This is a genomic window from Pseudomonas sp. S2_F03, from assembly GCF_054668335.1.
Genome location: NZ_CP162759.1, coordinates 6,184,024 through 6,202,746, shown reverse-complemented (window position 1 = coordinate 6,202,746; position 18,723 = coordinate 6,184,024). Strand labels below are relative to the sequence as shown.

Annotated in this window: 9 protein-coding genes, 1 tRNA gene and 5 pseudogenes; 9 read left to right on the top strand and 6 right to left on the bottom strand. The window is 60.0% G+C overall.

The window, feature by feature from the left end; translation table 11 throughout:
- The first annotated feature begins 123 nt into the window (after positions 1-123).
- The gene (locus AB4N76_RS29145) at positions 124-1,023 is read left to right on the top strand and encodes a zeta toxin family protein (RefSeq protein ID WP_046033167.1); all 900 of its coding nucleotides are present in this window, start codon (positions 124-126) and stop codon (positions 1,021-1,023) included.
- On the opposite strand, the gene AB4N76_RS29140 is transcribed toward AB4N76_RS29145, so the two are convergent.
- Positions 1,004-1,756: a DJ-1/PfpI family protein gene (locus AB4N76_RS29140; protein WP_460163904.1), complete on the bottom strand. Its 753-nt coding sequence runs from the start codon at positions 1,754-1,756 to the stop codon at positions 1,004-1,006. The two genes, AB4N76_RS29145 and AB4N76_RS29140, sit on opposite strands and share 20 nt — an antisense overlap.
- Positions 1,757-1,903: 147 nt before the next feature.
- Here AB4N76_RS29140 and AB4N76_RS29135 point away from each other — a divergent pair, with 147 nt between their 5' ends.
- Positions 1,904-3,826, top strand: a complete 1,923-nt coding sequence (locus tag AB4N76_RS29135) for a hybrid sensor histidine kinase/response regulator (protein WP_046033168.1) — start codon at positions 1,904-1,906, stop codon at positions 3,824-3,826.
- A 67-nt stretch (positions 3,827-3,893) separates the two neighbouring features.
- On the opposite strand, the pseudogene AB4N76_RS29130 reads toward AB4N76_RS29135, so the two are convergent.
- The 4 genes and pseudogenes from AB4N76_RS29130 to AB4N76_RS29115 all read right to left on the bottom strand — a co-directional run bounded on the left by AB4N76_RS29130 (position 3,894) and on the right by AB4N76_RS29115 (position 7,893).
- Positions 3,894-4,371: pseudogene (locus AB4N76_RS29130) on the bottom strand (hemerythrin domain-containing protein).
- 295 nt (positions 4,372-4,666) lie between these two features.
- The gene (locus AB4N76_RS29125) at positions 4,667-4,894 is read right to left on the bottom strand and encodes a hypothetical protein (protein WP_223525560.1); all 228 of its coding nucleotides are present in this window, start codon (positions 4,892-4,894) and stop codon (positions 4,667-4,669) included.
- A gap of 260 nt (positions 4,895-5,154) precedes the next feature.
- Entirely contained in the window at positions 5,155-6,498 is a 1,344-nt protein-coding gene (locus AB4N76_RS29120) for a cation:proton antiporter (RefSeq protein ID WP_460163903.1), read from the bottom strand.
- Between the two features lie 240 nt (positions 6,499-6,738).
- On the bottom strand, positions 6,739-7,893 hold the full coding sequence (locus tag AB4N76_RS29115) for a MalY/PatB family protein (protein WP_046033172.1): 1,155 nt from the start codon (positions 7,891-7,893) through the stop codon (positions 6,739-6,741).
- 354 nt (positions 7,894-8,247) lie between these two features.
- On the opposite strand from AB4N76_RS29115, the gene fdnG reads away from it, so the two are divergent.
- The 7 genes and pseudogenes from fdnG to AB4N76_RS29080 all read left to right on the top strand — a co-directional run bounded on the left by fdnG (position 8,248) and on the right by AB4N76_RS29080 (position 17,361).
- Positions 8,248-11,313: a formate dehydrogenase-N subunit alpha gene (fdnG, locus tag AB4N76_RS29110; protein WP_139348125.1), complete on the top strand. Its 3,066-nt coding sequence runs from the start codon at positions 8,248-8,250 to the stop codon at positions 11,311-11,313.
- A complete protein-coding gene (gene fdxH / locus AB4N76_RS29105) occupies positions 11,314-12,249 on the top strand; it encodes a formate dehydrogenase subunit beta (protein WP_460163902.1) in 936 nt (311 codons plus the stop codon). It abuts the gene before it with no gap.
- Positions 12,246-12,893 (top strand): annotated as a pseudogene (locus tag AB4N76_RS29100) (formate dehydrogenase subunit gamma); the annotation flags it as partial. The gene fdxH and the pseudogene AB4N76_RS29100, both read left to right, overlap by 4 nt.
- Positions 12,894-12,902: 9 nt before the next feature.
- Positions 12,903-13,829 (top strand): annotated as a pseudogene (gene fdhE, locus AB4N76_RS29095) (formate dehydrogenase accessory protein FdhE).
- A 65-nt stretch (positions 13,830-13,894) separates the two neighbouring features.
- Positions 13,895-15,326: pseudogene (selA, locus tag AB4N76_RS29090) on the top strand (L-seryl-tRNA(Sec) selenium transferase).
- Positions 15,323-17,259, top strand: a pseudogene (selB, locus tag AB4N76_RS29085) (selenocysteine-specific translation elongation factor). Before selA ends, selB begins: the two co-directional pseudogenes overlap by 4 nt.
- A gap of 6 nt (positions 17,260-17,265) precedes the next feature.
- Positions 17,266-17,361 (top strand) — tRNA-Sec (locus AB4N76_RS29080).
- A gap of 9 nt (positions 17,362-17,370) precedes the next feature.
- On the opposite strand, the gene AB4N76_RS29075 is transcribed toward AB4N76_RS29080, so the two are convergent.
- On the bottom strand, positions 17,371-18,699 hold the full coding sequence (locus AB4N76_RS29075) for an OprD family porin (RefSeq protein WP_077432152.1): 1,329 nt from the start codon (positions 18,697-18,699) through the stop codon (positions 17,371-17,373).
- Positions 18,700-18,723: the final 24 nt, after the last annotated feature.

Sequence of the window (18,723 nt, the reverse complement as noted above, 5' to 3'; positions counted from 1 at the left end):
TTTACGTTATAGAACAGCGACATATCTTGAAAGACACGCCGATTTGAACAAACGCCCGATCACCGCTTTATTCAAAGGGCAGGTAATCACTTTCAAGCGAATCTTTGATAAGGAAATCAAGGTATGTCAGTTGCACCGAATTACGCTTACACCCCGGCGCAGGTCACGGCTGCATTCAATGAAATCAAGACCTCGTTGTTCAGCGGGATCATCGCCCAGGCCACCCCAAAGGTATTGATTGTTGCGGGGCTGCAAGGCTCCGGCAAAACCTACCTACTGGAAAACCACCTCTTACCCACCCAGCGCTACGAGCAATTCGTTCGTCTTTACGTGCCCGAATACCGACAAAAACACCCCCAGTATGCCGAGATGATCAAGCTCGGCGTCCTGCATGCCTATGAGCACACGGAAACCTTCGTTCGAGAACTCAGTACCAAGATCTTCACCGAAGCCTTCACCCTCAAATACAACATCATTGTGGAGTGCGCCTTCGACAGCATCGATTTCGCCGCATTTCCTCCGCTGGCAACCGCTGCCGGTTACCAGTTCGAGACGCACATCGTAGGTTGCAATCAAGCGTTCGCCCACCTGTCCAGTATCAAGAGAGCACTCAAGAGCCTGGAAAACAGGGAGCTCGAACGGTTTGTCACGGTGTCGGCGCTGGAAGCCGGCATGAGTAACGCACAAGCAATCATCCTGGCCTTCGAGACCGCCTCGAAAGCAGTCAGCGGCTCACAGATCACGGTGTATGAACGTGGGCTGGGTGGATTGAAAGAGCGGGTTTCGCGTTTCCAGAAAATCTATTCCAACGCCGCCACCGATGTCGTTTCTCCTACGGCCCCAACCGCTTACAGCACCTATGGCAACATCATCAACAACCACATCTACACCAAGAGGGAACGTGACGAGATGGTTAAGGAATGCCACCTGGCACTGCTCAAAACCCAGGCACACGCAGCGCAAGTGCCTGACTTTGTCTACAACGACCTGCAGGCTTACATCGTCAAATACGTGTACCGATAAGTCGTAGCCATTCGGCGGCGAAGCGATGACAGTCTCCCGGCCAGCGAGCGGTCAGTAGCTGGCCATCGCGCACGACGAAGCCTCGTTGTGGCTGGTCTGCTGAATCACGTACGGCGAGAGAGGGGCCCCGCAGGAAATCTGCGGGGCTGGAAAGGGCGGCGGTGACTTCCGCCTCGACAGTCTGCGGGTAGGTTCGGTAATAACGCCCAAGCCAGGCAGCGGTCATTACCCAGGCCGGCAATTCCATGGTGTTGGCCACCAGTGCAGTGACCTTGCGCCCTTGTAACACTGAAAGCCCGGTGTCGGGATCAACCGTGCGGGCGAGCAGCAAAACACCGTGACACACCGCGGCCACCGGTTTGTCGGCCTTGAAAAAGTGCAGGGCAATTTGTTGTGCCTGAGTGGATTCCAACACGCTGCGCATGCCCTTGGCATGGCCGCCAGGAATCAGCAGGCCCTCGAACTGGCTTGGGTCGACATCGGCGTAGGACAGCGGTTTACGAAAGGCCGTGTCTTCGATCATCTGCCTGTAGCTGTCAAGATCAGGCTCGCGCGTCATCAATAAAGGGTTCAGCGGGCCAAAACCGATATCCACCAACCGCGAATCGGCGTAGGCAGGCAATCCTGAGGGCGTGGCAAAGCACACATCGATCCCGGCTCTGTGCATCGCTTGCCAAGGCACGCTGCTCTCGGTCGGGTCGTAGTCAGAAGTCGGCAACAGAATCAGGATCATGGGGGCGCCTTTTGTCAGCCAGAAATGGCCATTGGCATCGAGCATAGGGGGTCTGGTGCCAGTACTCCACCGAACATGCACCTTGCGGCTTTCCAAACCCATGGTTTACCGCATACTCCATAAAAATGTTAATCCCGGGTGTAGTCGATGAGTGAGAAGTCGTCCAAAGTAAACTCCATCGAGGAAATGCGCTTTCGCCTGTTGATTGATGCAGTGGTGGACTATGCGATCTACATGATCGATCCGGATGGCATCATCACCAGCTGGAACTCTGGCGCCCGGCGATTCAAGGGTTATGAGGAAGCGGAGATTCTCGGCCAGCATTTTTCAAGGTTCTATACCGAAGAAGATCGACGTGCCGGTTTGCCCCAGCGGGCGCTGGACACGGCAAATCGGGAAGGGCGATTCGAAGGCGAAGGCTGGCGGGTGCGCAAGGACGGCACGCACTTCTGGTCGCACGTAGTCATCGACCCGATTGTCGACCCGAGCGGCAAATTGCTGGGGTATGCCAAGATCACCCGGGACCTGACCGACCGGAAAATCGCCGAGGAAACCCTCAAGCAAAGCGAGCAACAGTTTCGGTTGCTGGTTCAAAGCGTCACCGACTACGCCATTTATATGCTCGACCCCGAGGGACGCCTGACTAACTGGAACCCTGGCGCCCAGCGCATCAAGGGCTACCGGCCCGAAGAAGTGATCGGCCAGCACTTCTCGATGTTCTATACCCCTGAAGACCGCGCAGCCGGTGAGCCGCAGCGGGCCCTGGCGATTGCCACACAGGAGGGGCGATTCGAAAACAAGGCCTGGCGGGTGCGTAAGGACGGCACGCGGTTTCTGGCCCATGTGGTGGTCGATCCGATATGGGGCGAGACCGGCAGGTTGCTTGGTTTCGCCAAGATCACCCGTGATATCACCGAAGCCACCCAGGCACAGCAAGCCCTGGAGCAGACCCGCGAAGCGCTGTTCCAGGCGCAGAAGATGCAGGCCATCGGCCAATTGAGCGGCGGGATCGCCCACGATTTCAACAATTTGTTGACGGTCATCCTCGGCAATCTCGAAATCGTCCGCAAACGGGTAGGGGACGACCCGAAATTGACTCGTTTGGTCGACAACGCCCGGCAGGGTGCCTTGCGCGGTGTGACCCTGACTCAGCGCATGCTGGCCTTTGCCAGACGTCAGGAACTCAAGTCCGAATCCGTGGGAATACCCGCGTTGGTGGAAGGCATCAGTGGGTTGTTACGCAGTTCTCTGGGGCCTTCCGTAGCGCTCGATATGCAGTTTTCAACAGAACTCAAACCGGTCATGGCGGACGTCAACCAGCTCGAACTGGCGGTTTTGAACCTGGTCACCAATGCCCGGGACGCCATGCCCGACGGCGGTAAAATCATCATCTCGGCCAAGTCCTCCGAGCTTTGCGACCAAGCCGCGTTATCGCTTGATAACGGTCCGTATGTCTGCTTGAGCGTGACCGATACCGGCGAAGGCATGGACGCTGACACCCTGGCTTCAGCGATGGATCCGTTTTTCACCACTAAAGGCGTCGGTAAAGGTACGGGCCTGGGGCTGTCGATGGTGCATGGCTTTATCGAACAACTGGGCGGGCGGTTCATTCTCAGGAGTCACAAGAACATCGGCACCACTGCCGAATTATGGATTCCTGTTGCTACGACCACGTCAGTAATCAAGGCGGCCATCGAAGAAGAACAATCAGAACCGGTGGCCCGGTTGTGTGTATTGGTAGTCGACGACGACAGCCTTGTGTTGACCAGTACCGGCCTGCTGTTGGAAGACCTCGGTCACCGGGTGATCAGTGCGGCCTCAGGTGCTCAGGCGCTCGAATTGTTCGACAGTGAGCAGAACATCGACCTGGTGATTACCGACATGGCCATGCCTCATATGAATGGCGCGCAACTGTCACAGGCCATTCGGCTGAAGAAGCCGGAAATGCCGATTGTCCTCGCTACCGGATACGCCGAGCGTCTGGAGGGTTTTGCGGTCGAACTGCCGCGCTTGTCCAAACCCTTCACTCAACTCAATCTGGTGGAAGTCATTGCCCAGGCCATGAAGTGATTGCCGCCCTGCAAAATCCCCGGCGTTTGGGCAAACGCCGGGCTTTCCTGATGTTGGTATCTCAAGATCAAGCGGCGAGGTTACCGTCGCCCAGTTCTTTTTTGTATTGCGCCTTCAACGTTTCCATCTGTGCGCCTAACTCTTCCAGGGTCGCTTTCCCCAGCAGCTTTTTCGCTTGAGGGGAACATCTCCGTTTCTTCCTCTTCGATGTGGTGTTCCAGCAACTCCTTGACCACTTTGACTCGACCTGCAAACTCGGGAGTGGAAGGATCGGTCACTTTCAGGTCCGGTAGCACCAATGAGTCCACGGTGCGGTGTTCTTCCTTGGCTTCGTAATACATCACGTCCTGCTCCTTGCCTCCGGCCTTTTTATAAGCCGGGTACAGGACTTCTTCCTCAAGCCGGGTATGAATGCTGATTTCCATTTCCAGTTTGGCCAACAACTCTGCGCGTTTTTTAATACCGCGTTCGGTGGACTCACTTAATTGGCTCAGGATGCCTTTTACACGTTCATGGTCAGCTTTCAACAGATCAATGGCGTTCATGGTCAGTCTCTCAAATCAACGTGGGGGTAGCGAACGGACTCATTGGCCGACAGTCGCTTGAGGTGATTGAGCATAAGGCGTGCCGCCATTCAGCCTGATCAAGATTCCATAAAAATCAATCACATAAACGCCGGTGTGGTTCGCTGCGGTCGTGCAGGCTGCATGAGTCCAGGATTTGGCCCATGCAGTTCGCAGTGCAATACGACCAAGCGCTGCAACGTGTCTACGTCTTACCGTTTCAAACATGAATTTGGAGTCAAAAAAAACCCGGCAATTGCCGGGTTTTTTTCGACGCTCAGGCCCGCTCTTCAAGCTGTTCGCGCAACTGATGAGACTGATTGGCCGACCTCGGAATGGGCGGAAAATCTTCGTTGAGCAGGCGCAGATGCTCAATCGCTTCCTGAAACTTCACATCAGCTTTTCGACGCAGGGCTTGATAGCGATCAAACTGCTCTGCGTCCAGATCGTCGCCCTCCAGCAACTCAAAAGCACTACGGCTTAACGCTTGGGCTTCTTCGAACATCTGACGATTGCGTTCCAGAGCGAACGCACGGCAGGCTTTGATTTGATCGGAGGAAGAACACTGGATCATGACCGGCACCTTGTTTTTATGTGGGGTCCCTTATAAAAAACGTCTTCGCCGCAGGGGGACCAGACCTGCCAGGCCCGCCAGATAATGTCAGGCGGGTGGGGCTGATGTTGTGACCACCAGACCCCATAGGGTTTCAAAAAATTTTGCGCAAAAAAATAGATAATCCACGGCATAAACGCTTGAGTGAAAAATCAATTTATTTGTTTTTTCCGGTGTTCATGGCGCTCCAGCATGGGTTGGGTACTGAGTCCGTGAGCCAGGATACTCAAGGCTACCAAGGACAGCGTCATGTCGGTGCATACCGTCGCGGTTGATTGCCCTAACCCATGGTTCAAGGCGTAGAACAGGTAGTACAGGCTGCCGATTCCGCGTATGCCGAACCAGCCGATCAACAGCCTTTGTCGCCAGTCGAGTAGCGGCCCCCATGGTATGACGGCAACACACAGCGGCCGGATCAGGCAAAACAAAACCGCCCCGATCGGCAGTGCGCGCCAGTCCCAGTGTGCAATCAGTACGACACCGAGCAGGGTCACCAGAAACACTTCCATGGCCCGTTCCACCAGGCTGCCGAAGGCGAGCATGTCACCCATCATGATGCCCGCCGCAACCTGCGTGTCTTCGAGGTGCTCGGTATCGCCATGTACGGCATGCTGCGGCTCGACGTTCTGATGACCGACCACAGGCTGGACCAGATGTTCGGCGGGCACTTCATCATGACGGGTGGTGTTGACCTCTTCCTGACGAAGGCCATGGCCGGCGGCAAACACTGACAAAAACCCATAGGCATGGATCGACTCGGCCCCGACATACGCCAGGGCGATCAGGGCCAGGGCCAGGTAGTCATTGGGGGACAGCGTGCTGTCATCGTTGCGGATTCGCAGCAACAACGTCAGGCGTCCGATGCCGCGCCCCATCCAGTATCCGCTGAGCACGCCGGCCGGCACCGCCCACAACACGCTTCGCAATAACCAGTCCCCCAGCCAGCCGGGTTGACTGTCATGTTGCAACAAGAGCAGGCCAAGAATGACGAAGGGGAAGGCGATCCCGTCGTTGAGCCCGGCTTCGCCCGACAGACCGAAACGTACGGGGTCGTCATCCCGGGCATCGTTGACTTGCACGAGGCTGGCCAGTACCGGGTCGGTCGGTGCGAGAATCGAACCGATCAATACCGACGCGCCCCAGGACAATGCAAACCCGTAATGCAACAGCAGGCACACGCCGGCAATGGTCAACACCATGACCGGCGCCGCCAGCCCCACCGCAATCCGCCAGTTTTTATCCTTGAACGGCAAGCGTAATTTCAGTCCGCAGACAAACAACGAGAACAGCACCGCGACTTCCGTCAGGTGCTCCATCCAGTTGGCTGCGTCATCGGTGTTCAGCTTCAACAAACCCAAGGCGCCTGGTCCAATGACAGCGCCCAGCACCAGGCACACCGCCGACGTGGTCACTGGCATCCATCGCAGGTACGAGGAGGTCAGTGCCAACGTCAACAGCACGACACCCAACACCGCGACCCACAGGATGAAACTCATGGTTTGCTACTCGCCAGGCAGGTGTCGCGATGGTTCGTGCATGACTCTTCAGCGGCCCGTGATGTGGGCTTACAAGTATTGAGGGGGAAATTTGGCAGGGGTTCATTTTTTCTGGCGAAACCACACCCTGTAGCAGCTGGCGCAGCCTGCGTCCGGCTGCGCAGCAGTCGTGTTTGTGGCGTCTGCTTCGCAGCCGGACGCAGGCTGCGCCAGCTGCTACAAAGGGAATAGTCGTTGTTGCTAGGCCTTGTGGTTACGCAAACTGCGCTCCATCCGCGCAATGCCTTCTTCGAGCAACGCGCGCGGGCAGCCGAAGTTCAGGCGCACGAATTGCCGGGCGTCATCGCCAAAATCCAGGCCCGGGCTCAAGCCGACCTTGGCCTGTTCCAGGAAGAACTGCTGCGGGTTGTCCAACCCCAGCGCCGAGCAGTCGAGCCACGCCAGGTAGGTGCTTTGCGGCACATTCATGGTGATACCCGGCAGGCGGGTGCGAACGGCGTCGACCAGGTAATCGCGGTTGCTTTGCAGGTAAGCGCTCAGTTCCGTCAGCCATGGCCCGGCTTCGCTGTACGCGACGCGGGTGGCTTCCAGGCCCAGCGGGTTGACGCTGTCGACCATGCCGCAACGGGCGTGGTTGACCTGCTCACGCAGGGCGCGATCCTGAATGATCATGAACGAAGTTTTCAGGCCGGCAATGTTGTAGGCCTTGCTCGCCGACATCAGCGTGATCGTGCGCCGGGCGATGTCCGCGCTCAGGGTCGCCATCGGTACGTGCTTGCGCCCGTCAAAGCACAGCTCGGCGTGAATCTCGTCAGAGATGATCCACGCGCCCTGTTCCAGGCAGATGTCGGCAATTGCTTGCAGTTCGTCCCGTGGAAAGGCTTTGCCCAGCGGGTTGTGCGGATTGCTCAGCAGCAGCGCGCCGCCACCTTGCAGCGACTGGCTCAGGGTGTCGAGCGGTGTGGTGTAGGTGCCGTCGGCCTGCTCATTGAAATTCAGCTCGACCTTGTTCAGGCCCCAATGGCCCGGTGCGTGGCGCAGTGGCGGATAGTTGGGAACCTGCACCACGACGTTTTGTTGCGGCTGGACCAGCGCTTTGAGGGCCATGTTGAAGCCCGACTCGACGCCCGGCAGAAAGATCAGCTCTTGCGGCTCGATGCGCCAGGCGTATTTGTTCCAGAGGTCGGCGACGATGGCTTCGCGCAAGTTGTCCGGGGCCACGCTGTAGCCGACCATCGGGTGTTCCAGGCGTTTTTGCAGGGCCTGGATGATCATCGGCGGTGCGGCGAAATCCATGTCGGCCACCCACATCGGCAACACATCGGCCGGGTAGCGGCTCCATTTGGTGCTACCGGTGTTATGGCGGTCGAACACCTGATCAAAATCGAAAGTCATGCGCGGTCTCGTAACGGCGGATTAATCATGCCGGCCATGATAAGCGCCAAATCTTGTGGGAGCGAGCCTGCTCGCGAAAGCCCGCAGTAAAACCCTGTGGGAGCGGGCTTGCCCGCGATTGCTTCGGCACCGTCAACATTTATATCGGCTGACCCACCGCCATCGCGGGCAAGCCCGCTCCCACAAGGATCGTGCCGACGGGTACAGAGGCCGACAACTGGCCGACGGTCGGTTTTCACACCGATTGCCAATGCGCGGACTACAGTTTGAAGTGTCGGCAGTCCGTCTGCCGCCACCGTGATTGATTGAAAAGTCCGGCAAAGCACCGGATTTCCACCTGATCAGGAGTGCACGATGGACCTCAGCCGTCGTCAGTTCTTCAAGGTCGCCGGCATCGGCCTTGCAGGCTCTAGCCTGGGGGCGTTGGGCATGGCCCCGACGCCTGCCTTTGCCGAACAGGTGCGTCACTTCAAGCTCACCCACACTCATGAAACCCGCAACACCTGTCCGTATTGCTCGGTTGGTTGCGGGTTGATCATGTACAGCCTGGGCGATGACGCGAAGAACGTCGCACAAAATATCATCCACATCGAAGGTGACGCCGACCACCCGGTCAACCGCGGCACCCTTTGCCCCAAAGGCGCTGGCCTGCTGGATTTCATTCACAGCCCCGGTCGGCTGCAATACCCGCAGGTACGCAAGCCCGGCAGCAGCGAGTGGACGCGCATCTCCTGGGATGAAGCGCTGGATCGCGTCGCCGACCTGATGAAGACCGATCGTGATGCCAACTTCATCGAGAAGAATGCCCAGGGCCAAACAGTGAACCGCTGGCTGACCACCGGTTTCCTCGCGGCATCGGCGGCGTCCAACGAAGCGGGCTACATCACCCACAAGGTCATTCGCAGTCTCGGCATGCTGGGGTTTGATAACCAGGCGCGTGTCTGACACGGCCCGACGGTGGCAAGTCTTGCCCCGACGTACGGCCGTGGTGCCATGACCAATACCTGGACCGATATCGCCAACGCGAATCTGGTTCTGGTGATGGGCGGCAACGCAGCAGAAGCGCACCCGTGCGGTTTCAAATGGGTGACAGAAGCCAAGGCGCACAACAAGGCGCGGCTGATCGTGGTCGACCCGCGATTTACCCGCACGGCCTCGGTGGCCGACTATTACGCGCCGATTCGCACCGGCACCGACATCGCGTTCATGGGCGGTCTGATCAATTACCTGCTGACCGAAGACAAGATCCAGCACGAGTACGTGCGCAACTACACGGACGTGTCGTTCATCGTCAAAGCCGGGTATGGCTTCGAGGACGGGATTTTCAGCGGTTACGACGTGGCCAAGCGCAGCTACACCGATAAGTCCGGCTGGGGCTACGAGCTCGGTGAGGACGGCTTCGTCAAAGTCGACCCGACCCTGCAAGACCCGCGCTGCGTCTATCAACTGATGAAGCAGCACTACAGCCGCTACAACATCGATCTGGCGAGCCAGATTTGCGGAATGCCGGTCGATGCCATGCAGAAAATCTGGGAGGAGATCGCCACTTGCTCGGTACCGGGCAAGACCATGACGATTCTTTACGCCTTGGGCTGGACCCAGCATTCGATCGGCTCGCAGATCATCCGCAGCGCGGCGATGGTGCAATTGCTGTTGGGCAACGTCGGTATGCCGGGCGGCGGCGTGAATGCCTTGCGCGGGCACTCCAACATCCAGGGCCTGACCGACCTCGGCTTGCTGTCCAACTCACTGCCGGGTTACCTGACGCTGCCGGGCGATGCCGAACAGGATTACGCGGCGTACATCACCAAACGCACGCAAAAACCGCTGCGGCCTGGGCAACTGTCCTATTGGCAGAACTACAGCAAGTTCCACGTCAGCCTGATGAAAGCCTGGTACGGCGCCAATGCCACGGTGGAGAACAATTGGGCGTACGAGTACCTGCCGAAGCTGGACATCCCCAACTACGACATCCTTAAAGTGTTCGACTTGATGGGGCAGGGCAAGGTCAATGGCTACTTTTGCCAAGGCTTCAATCCGATTGCGGCGTTACCCGACAAGAACCGGGTGATGGCGGCGCTGGCCAAATTGAAATGGCTGGTGGTGATGGACCCACTGTCCACCGAAACCTCGGAGTTCTGGCGCAACGTCGGGCCGTACAACGATGTGAAAAGTGCCGACATCCAGACCGAAGTGATTCGCCTGCCCACCACCTGTTTCGCCGAGGAGGACGGCTCGCTGGTCAACAGCAGCCGCTGGCTGCAATGGCACTGGAAAGGCGCGGACGGTCCGGGCGAAGCGCAAACCGATATCCGGATCATGGCCGAGCTGTTCCTGCGTCTGCGCCAGCGCTATCAGGCGAAGGGCGGCGCATATCCCGATCCGATCCTCAAGCTGTCGTGGCAGTACAAGATTGCCGACGAACCCACACCGGAAGAACTGGCCAAGGAAATCAACGGTTACGCCGCCACCGATTTCACCGATGCCACGGGCGCGGCGATCAAGGGCAATGCGCAACTGGCCGCGTTCAGCCAGCTCAAGGACGACGGCAGCACGGCGTCTGGCTGCTGGATTTTCTGTGGCAGCTGGACCGAAACCGGCAACCAGATGGCCCGGCGCGATAACAGCGATCCGTTTGGCATGCATCAGCACCAAGGCTGGGCCTGGGCCTGGCCGGCGAACCGACGGATTCTTTACAACCGTGCTTCGGCCGATCCGCAAGGCAAGCCGTGGGATCCGAAAAAACGCCTGGTGTGGTGGAACGGCAAAGTGTGGGGCGGCACCGATGTGCCCGACTACAAGGCCGACGTGCCACCGGAAGCGGGGATGAGCCCGTTCATCATGAACCCCGAAGGCGTGGCCCGGTTCTTCGCCGTCGACAAAATGAACGAAGGCCCGTTCCCAGAGCACTACGAGCCGTTCGAGACGCCCATCGGCATCAACCCGCTGCACCCGCAAAACAAGAAAGCCACCAGTAACCCGGCGGCGCGGATCTTCGATTCGGTGTGGGATACCCTCGGTGTGGCCAAGGACTACCCCTACGCCGCCACCAGCTATCGCTTGACCGAGCATTTCCACTTCTGGAGCAAGCATTGCAAGCTCAACGCCATTGCCCAGCCGGAACAGTTCGTCGAAATCGGTGAAGTGCTGGCGAAGGAGAAGGGCATCGTCGCCGGTGACCGCGTGCGCGTCAGTTCCAAGCGCGGCCACATTGAAGCGGTGGCGGTGGTGACCAAGCGGATTCGTCCGTTGCAGGTCAACAATCAAGTGGTGCACCAGATCGGTATCCCGTTGCACTGGGGGTTTACCGGGCTTACGCGCCACGGTTACCTGACCAACACCCTGGTGCCGTTCCTCGGCGATGGCAACACACAGACCCCGGAATCCAAGTCATTCCTGGTCAACGTGGAGAAAGTCTAAATGGCCAGCCAAGACATCATTGCCCGTTCGGCCACCACGACAGTCCCGCCTTCGGTGCGCAATCAGGAGGAAGTGGCCAAACTGATCGACACCACCAAGTGCATCGGTTGCAAGGCCTGCCAGGTCGCCTGCTCGGAATGGAACGAGCTGCGCGACGATGTCGGGCACAACCTTGGCACTTACGACAATCCGCAGGACCTGAGCGCAGAAACCTGGACCCTGATGCGCTTCACCGAGCATGAAACCGATGCCGGCAACCTTGAGTGGCTGATCCGCAAGGACGGCTGCATGCATTGCGCCGAACCCGGCTGCCTGGCCGCGTGCCCAAGCCCCGGGGCGATCATCAAGCACGCCAATGGCATCGTCGACTTCGACCAGGACCATTGCATCGGCTGCGGCTATTGCATCACCGGCTGCCCGTTCAACATTCCGCGGATCTCGCAAAAGGACCACAAGGCGTACAAGTGCACGCTGTGTTCGGACCGGGTCGAATTCGGCCTGGAACCGGCCTGCGTGAAAACCTGCCCGACCGGGGCGATCGTGTTCGGCACCAAGGAAGACATGAAAGAACACGCCGCCGAGCGCATCGTCGATTTGAAAAGCCGTGGCTTCGAAAATGCCGGTCTGTACGACCCGGCCGGCGTTGGCGGCACCCACGTGATGTATGTGTTGCACCACGCCGACGCGCCGCAGCTGTACGCCGGGCTGGCGAAAGACCCGGCAATCAGTCCGTTGGTGGGATTGTGGAAAGGCGTGAGCAAACCGCTGGGCTTGCTCGCTATGGGCCTGGCGGTGCTGGCCGGGTTCTTCCATTACGTGCGCATCGGGCCGCAGGTGGTGGAAGAGGATGAGCATCCCCCAGGTAAAGACCTGGCGGTGCATGAGGTTGACCCATCGGTTCATACCTATGATCCGCGGCGGGAGGACAGGCCATGAGCAACAAAACGATCCTGCGTTATACCGCCGGCCAGCGCACCAATCACTGGCTGGTCGCGATCCTGTTTTTCATGGCCGCACTGTCCGGGCTGGCGTTGTTTCATCCGGCGCTGTTCTGGCTCAGTAACCTGTTTGGCGGTGGCCCGTGGACGCGCATCCTGCACCCGTTCATGGGCGTGGTGATGTTCGTGCTGTTCCTGGGCCTGGTGATCCGCTTCTGGCGGGCCAACTTTTTTATCCGTAACGACGGCTTGTGGCTCAGGCGGATCGACAAGGTGATTCAAAACGAGGAGGAGGGTGTGCCGCCCATCGGCAAATACAACCCCGGGCAGAAGCTGCTGTTCTGGACCTTGCTCGCCTGCATGTTGGCGCTGCTGTTGACCGGACTGGTGATCTGGCGCGCGTATTTCAGTGCGTACTTTGGCATCACCCTTATTCGTTGGGCGATGTTGCTGCATGCGTTGGCCGGATTTGTACTGGTGCTCAGCATCATCATCCACATCTACGCCGGCATCTGGATCAAGGGCTCGGTCAGCGCCATGGTGCATGGCTGGGTCAGCCGCCCCTGGGCGAAAAAACACCATGAACTCTGGTACCGCGAAGTGACCCGCGACGAACAACCGGACCGGCCCATCAGCAAAAAGGATAAGCCCTTGGCGACGATTCTTGAGCCTGGAGAGATTGAAGCGGCGGCGAGTTCACCGCCGTTTCTGTATAGGCCGCCGCACAACCTGTTCACCTTGCGCGCCTTACGCCTGGAGCGCCTGGCCGAAGGGCATCCACTGGCGGATTACCTGCGGCTGGTGGCCGGTGTGTGTCATGTGCAGCAGCGCTTGATGGACGATCCGCCGGTCACAACACCGCCTGATCCCGAACGAATCAAGGTCTGCCAGGCGCACGGCTTGCCACCGCTTGCCGCCGACAGTCTGGTACGCGAGGGCCATTGGTTGCCGTACCTCGAAGCGTTGCTGCAGCGCTACCAACCACCGCCACAACCCGCCGTCGAAAAAGCCCTGACGACATTGCGCAACACCCGCGACGGGCAACTCAAGGCCTGGGCGGTGGCCTTGGTCAGCGGCCAGTTCACGCTGCTGCCGGCCGCGCTGGTGCCGTTTCTGGAGCTGCGCTGCAAGCGGCCTGGAGTCACTGGTTGCTGAACACGCCGGGGCTGGATCTGAAACCCGGTGACGCCCTCAATCAATGCCCGGCCTGCGGGTCGCCAGCGATGGCGGGGGTGATCCGTCACCGAGGCAAACACAACGGTTTGCGCTATCTGGTGTGCTCGTTGTGCGCCTGTGAATGGCATGTGGTGCGGGTCAAATGCGTGTATTGCGAGCAAAGCAAAGGCCTGGATTACGTCAGCCTCGATGACGACCGCCACGCGGCCAATCAGGCACCGCTGCGTGCCGAAAACCTGCCCAGGTTGTCGCAGCTATTTGAAGTTGCTGTACCTGGAAAACGACGCCGAGGCGGAAGCGCTGTCGGCAGACCTGGCCAGCCTGATGCTCGACATGCGCCTGGAACAGGAAGGCTACTCGCGTCCGGCGCCCAATTTGCTGCTGGCCCCGGGGGGTGACTGAACGCTTCACTTGAGCTCAGCGGCTACACTCAGGCGCGACGGTCAATCGTTTTCGGGAGCGCCTCGATGTCTTCAACGTCCGCCAGCCAAACCTTGCGGCTGTCTTCCATCGACAGTTTGTTGCGTCATCCCGCCTGCCAGCCGCTGGCCGAGCGCTATGGCCGGGACGCGCTGCTGGCGAGCCTGCGGCAATTGCTCGATGACTTGCGCGAACCGGTCCTGACGGGCCAACTCGATGCCCTGGAAATCAGCCCGCAGGTCTTGGCGGGGCGGGCGGGCTGAGCGCTTGGCGCAACAACACCAAAGTCATGTGCGCCGGGTGTTCAACCTGACCGGCACCGTGCTGCACACCAACCTCGGGCGGGCATTGCTGCCTGAAGTCGCCATTGAAGCGGTGCAAATGGCCGCACGCTATCCGCTCAATCTCGAATTTGATCTGAACAGCGGCAAACGCGGTGACCGTGACGACCTGATCGAAGGGTTGATCCGCGAATTGACCGGCGCCGAAGCGGTGACGGTGGTCAACAACAACGCGGCGGCCGTGCTGCTGACGCTCAACAGCCTGGGGGCGCGCAAGGAAGGGATTATTTCCCGGGGCGAACTGATCGAAATCGGCGGTGCGTTCCGCATTCCCGACATCATGGCGCGGGCCGGGGTGCGCTTGCATGAAGTCGGCACCACCAACCGCACCCATGCCCGTGATTACGAAGCCGCCATCGGCCCGCGCAGTGGTCTGGTGATGCGCGTGCATGCGAGCAATTACGCCATCGAAGGATTCACCGCACGGGTGCCGACCGCCGAGCTCGCGCAATTGGCGCACAACCATGGGTTGCCGCTGCTCGAAGACCTCGGCAGCGGCAGCCTGCTGGACCTGACCCGCTGGGGCCTGCCCGCCGAACCGACGGTGCGCCAGGCTATGCTCGATGGCGCAGATATCGTGACCTTCAGTGGCGACAAATTGCTCGGTGGACCGCAGGCCGGGTTGATTGTCGGGCGCAAGGACCTGATCGCCAAGATCAAGAAAAACCCGCTCAAACGTGCGCTGCGCGTCGACAAACTGACCCTGGCCGCGCTCGAAGCGGTGTTGGGTTTGTACCGCGATCCCGAGCGGCTGGCCGAACGTCTGCCGAGCCTGCGGCTGCTGACACGACCCCAAGCCGACATCCTCGCGCAAGCACAACGGCTGCAACCTTCGCTGGCTCAGGTATTGGGTGACGGCTGGAGTGTCAGCGCGATGCCGGCACTGGGCATGATCGGCAGTGGCAGCCAACCGGTGGCGCGCTTGCCGAGCGCTGCGTTATGCCTGCGGCCCAACGTGTCCAAGCGTCTGCGCGGCCGGCAATTGCTGGGGCTGGAAGCTGCGTTGCGTCAGTTGTCTATCCCGGTGCTGGGCCGAATCGACGACGACGCGCTGTGGCTGGACCTGCGCCAACTGGATGACGAAGCGGCTTGGCTGGCGCAACTCGATCAATTGTCAGTCGAGGGGCGGGCAGGGTGATCGTCGGCACGGCAGGGCATATCGATCATGGCAAGACGTCTTTGCTCCAGGCGTTGACCGGGCAGGCCGGCGACCGTCGCCGGGAAGAACGCGAGCGCGGCATGACCATCGACCTCGGCTACCTCTACGCCGCGCTGGAACCGGGCGCCGGGTTGACCGGGTTTATCGACGTGCCCGGTCACGAGCGTTTCACCCACAACATGTTAGCCGGGGCGCAAGGCATTGATCTGGTGCTGCTGGTGGTCGCCGCGGATGACGGGGTGATGCCGCAAACTCGCGAACATCTGGCGATTGTGGAACTGCTGAACATTCCTCGGGCATTGGTAGCAATCACCAAGTGCGACCGGGTCGAACCGGCCAGGGTGTCCATCGTGCGCGGGCAGATCCAGGCGTTGCTGGCATCGGGCCCTTATGCAAACGCGCCGCAGATCGCCCTGTCGAGTGCCACCGGGGAAGGTGTCGAGGCACTGCGCCAGGTTTTGCTCGACGCTCAGCGTGAAGTGCGCCAACGCAGCACCAGCGGCGGTTTTCGCCTGGCGATTGATCGGGCTTTTAGTGTCGCCGGTGCCGGGATCGTGGTGACGGGCACCGCGTTGTCCGGGCACGTGGCGGTGGGCGACACCCTGGTGCTGAGCCCGCAGGGCAAGCCCGTACGCGTGCGCGGTCTGCATGCGCAAAACCAGGCAGCAGACACAGCGATGGCCGGTCAACGCGTCGCACTGAACTTGAGTGCCGAGCGATTGGCACTGGATCAGATCCACCGTGGTCATTGGTTGCTGGCCGAGTGGTTGTATGCGCCGACTCAACGCCTCGACATCGACCTGCGTTTGCTGGCCAGCGAAGCCAAAGCCTTCGAGCATTTTCAGCCGGTGCATGTTCACCTGGGCACTCAGGACGTAACCGGGCGGGTGGCGCTGCTGGAGGGTGCCAGCCTGGTGCCGGGCGGGCGGATATTTGCGCAGGTCTTGTTGAATGCCCCCGTGCACGCAGTCAAGGACGACCCTGTGATACTGCGGGACCAGAGTGCCCAACGCACCCTCGGCGGAGGCCGGGTGCTCGACCCGTTTGCCCCGTCCCGGCACCGTCGCAGCCCCGAACGGCTGGCGCAACTGCAAGCCCTCGACATCGGTGACAATCTGGAAGCGGTCTTGCCGGCGTTGTTGGCCCACAGCGACACGGGCCTCGATCCCCGGCAACTGGAACGTCAATTCAACCGTCCACGCGCGACGTGGCAATTGCCCGATGATGTGCGCCTGATCGAGACCCGCCAAGGTCCATTGCTGTTCAGTTCGGCGCGCTGGGAAGCGTTGAAAGCCCCCTGCTGGAACACCTCGCACGCTTCCATCAATTGGAACCGGACCAGATGGGCCCGGACCGGGATCGCCTGCGTCGGTTTGCCGCCTCCGTGCTGGAGCGCCCGACGTTCATCTGCCTGCTCGACGAATTGCTGGCCGGTGGCGCTATTGTCACCAGCGGTCCGTGGCTGCATTTACCGGCTCATCAAGTGCGCTTGAGCGACGACGACGAAGCCCTGTGGCAGCGCTTGCAGCCGCTGTTCGAGCAGGCCGGTTTCGATCCGCCGTGGGTGCGCCATCTGGGACATGACGAGGCGACCGTGCGCTTGCTGCTACGCAAAATGGCGCGCCTGGGACTGCTGCATCAGGTGGTGCGGGACCTGTTCTACACCGACGCGATGATCCGTCGGTTGGCGGCTATGCTGTTGCAGATGGCCGAGCTTGATCCGGTGATTCAGGTCGCGGCGTTTCGCGATGCAGTGGGCCTGGGGCGCAAGCGCAGCATTCAGATTCTGGAATACTTCGACCGTATTGGCCTGACCCGGCGCATGGGCGACAAACGCCAGATCCGTCCCGACAGTGCGTTAGCCCGAGAACCAGAGCTCCGACAACCAGAGCCCCGACAACCCGAGGACTGATTTCCAGGAAGGCAATCGCGCCCGGTGGCGCGGCCGGGCTTCAAACCCGGTTGGGGACGGCATCCGTTCCCGGGCAGGTTCGACTCCGGCTGCCTTCCGCCAATCTTTGTCTCACAGCGGCCCGAGATTCAGCGGGTACTGGATGACCACGTAAACCCGGTCGATGTCATCGCCCGCCTGGGCGGTATTGGCGCGATGAGACACGTGCGACAGTTGCAGCGACAAGCCCTTGGCCGCCCCGGACTGCACGATGTAGCGCACGTCGATGTCGCGCTCCCAATGACGTCCGCCATCGCCTTGTTGTGGGACATAAGTGCCGGTCTCCGCGTCGAACGGGTTATAGGCGCCGCCCTTGGGCGCGTGGGTGCCGTCGATCTGGCTGCCTTTGACGTACCGCGTCATGAAGGCCAGACCGGGAATGCCATAGGTGCTCAGGTCGAGGTCGTAGCGGGCTTGCCAGGATTGTTCGTGGGCGCCGTTGAAGTCGGCGTACTTGATCGAGTTGGCCAGGTAGATGGAATCGCCACCGACGAAGTCGAACGGGGTGTCACCGTTGACTTTCTGGTAGGCCAGCGTGAAGCCATGGGCATCGACGGTGTACTTGCCCGACAGGCTGAACGCGGTGTTGTCGATGGCGCCGGCCAGTGCCTCGCCCGTGTCCCGCGTGTGGTAGAGATTGGCGTCGACGGACACTCCCGGCTGTTTCAGATGCACATTGGCGTAGTACTGATGCCAGGTGTCGGTCAGTGTTGAAGCATAGAGCGCGCCGCCGACAGGGCTTTGGGTGAACAGGTCGGCACCGGCAAACGAAATGCCTCCGGCGTCGGTGTTAGCCCCGTAACCGGAAAAATTGCCCTTGCCCGAAGCGCTGTCCTGATTCTTGAATGCCGTGAAGTGGCCTGCCTGCAGGTTCATGCCATCAATTTCGCGACTATTGAGCAGAAACCCCGTGGCGTACTCTGGCTGCAGGCGTTTGTCGGCGGTGTCGAACACCGGGGCTTCGACCATCATTTCGCCGAACGCCAAGGTGGTCCTGGAGGCCCTGACTTTCAGCGCGCCGCCACCACTGGAGTAGTTGTCCTCACTGCGCCCATCGCTGCCCACCGGCAGCAATCCGGTGCCGGAATGACCTTTGCCACTGTCGAGCTTCAGCCCCAAAAAAGCGTGGCTATCGAGGCCGAACCCAACGGTACCGGGCGTGAAGCCAGACTCGAAAGCGCCAATGAAGCCTTGCGCCCACTCGGCCTTGTAGCTTTTGCCCGATGGTGAAGGCGACCGGTAGTCACTGTTGAGGTAGAAGTTGCGGCTGAGCACATTCAGCGTTGCCCCCTCCAGAAATCCTTGCGGGTTTTGATCCGACTCATCAGCCCGCGCCGTTGCGACGGTGCCAGCGCACATCAGAGATAAGCAGAAAGCGGCTTTTTTCGAAAAAAACGTCATGGTTCAATGGCCACCTGATAGCGA

Coding starts and splice junctions, on each gene's coding strand:
- AB4N76_RS29145 (WP_046033167.1), top strand. CDS start 124: ATGTCAGTTGCACCGAATTACGCTTACACCCCGGCGCAGGTCACGGCT.
- AB4N76_RS29075 (WP_077432152.1), bottom strand. CDS start 18,699: ATGACGTTTTTTTCGAAAAAAGCCGCTTTCTGCTTATCTCTGATGTGC.
- AB4N76_RS29115 (WP_046033172.1), bottom strand. CDS start 7,893: ATGACTTTCGATTTTGATCAGGTGTTCGACCGCCATAACACCGGTAGC.
- AB4N76_RS29135 (WP_046033168.1), top strand. CDS start 1,904: ATGAGTGAGAAGTCGTCCAAAGTAAACTCCATCGAGGAAATGCGCTTT.
- fdxH (WP_460163902.1), top strand. CDS start 11,314: ATGGCCAGCCAAGACATCATTGCCCGTTCGGCCACCACGACAGTCCCG.
- AB4N76_RS29120 (WP_460163903.1), bottom strand. CDS start 6,498: ATGAGTTTCATCCTGTGGGTCGCGGTGTTGGGTGTCGTGCTGTTGACG.
- AB4N76_RS29140 (WP_460163904.1), bottom strand. CDS start 1,756: ATGATCCTGATTCTGTTGCCGACTTCTGACTACGACCCGACCGAGAGC.
- AB4N76_RS29125 (WP_223525560.1), bottom strand. CDS start 4,894: ATGTTCGAAGAAGCCCAAGCGTTAAGCCGTAGTGCTTTTGAGTTGCTG.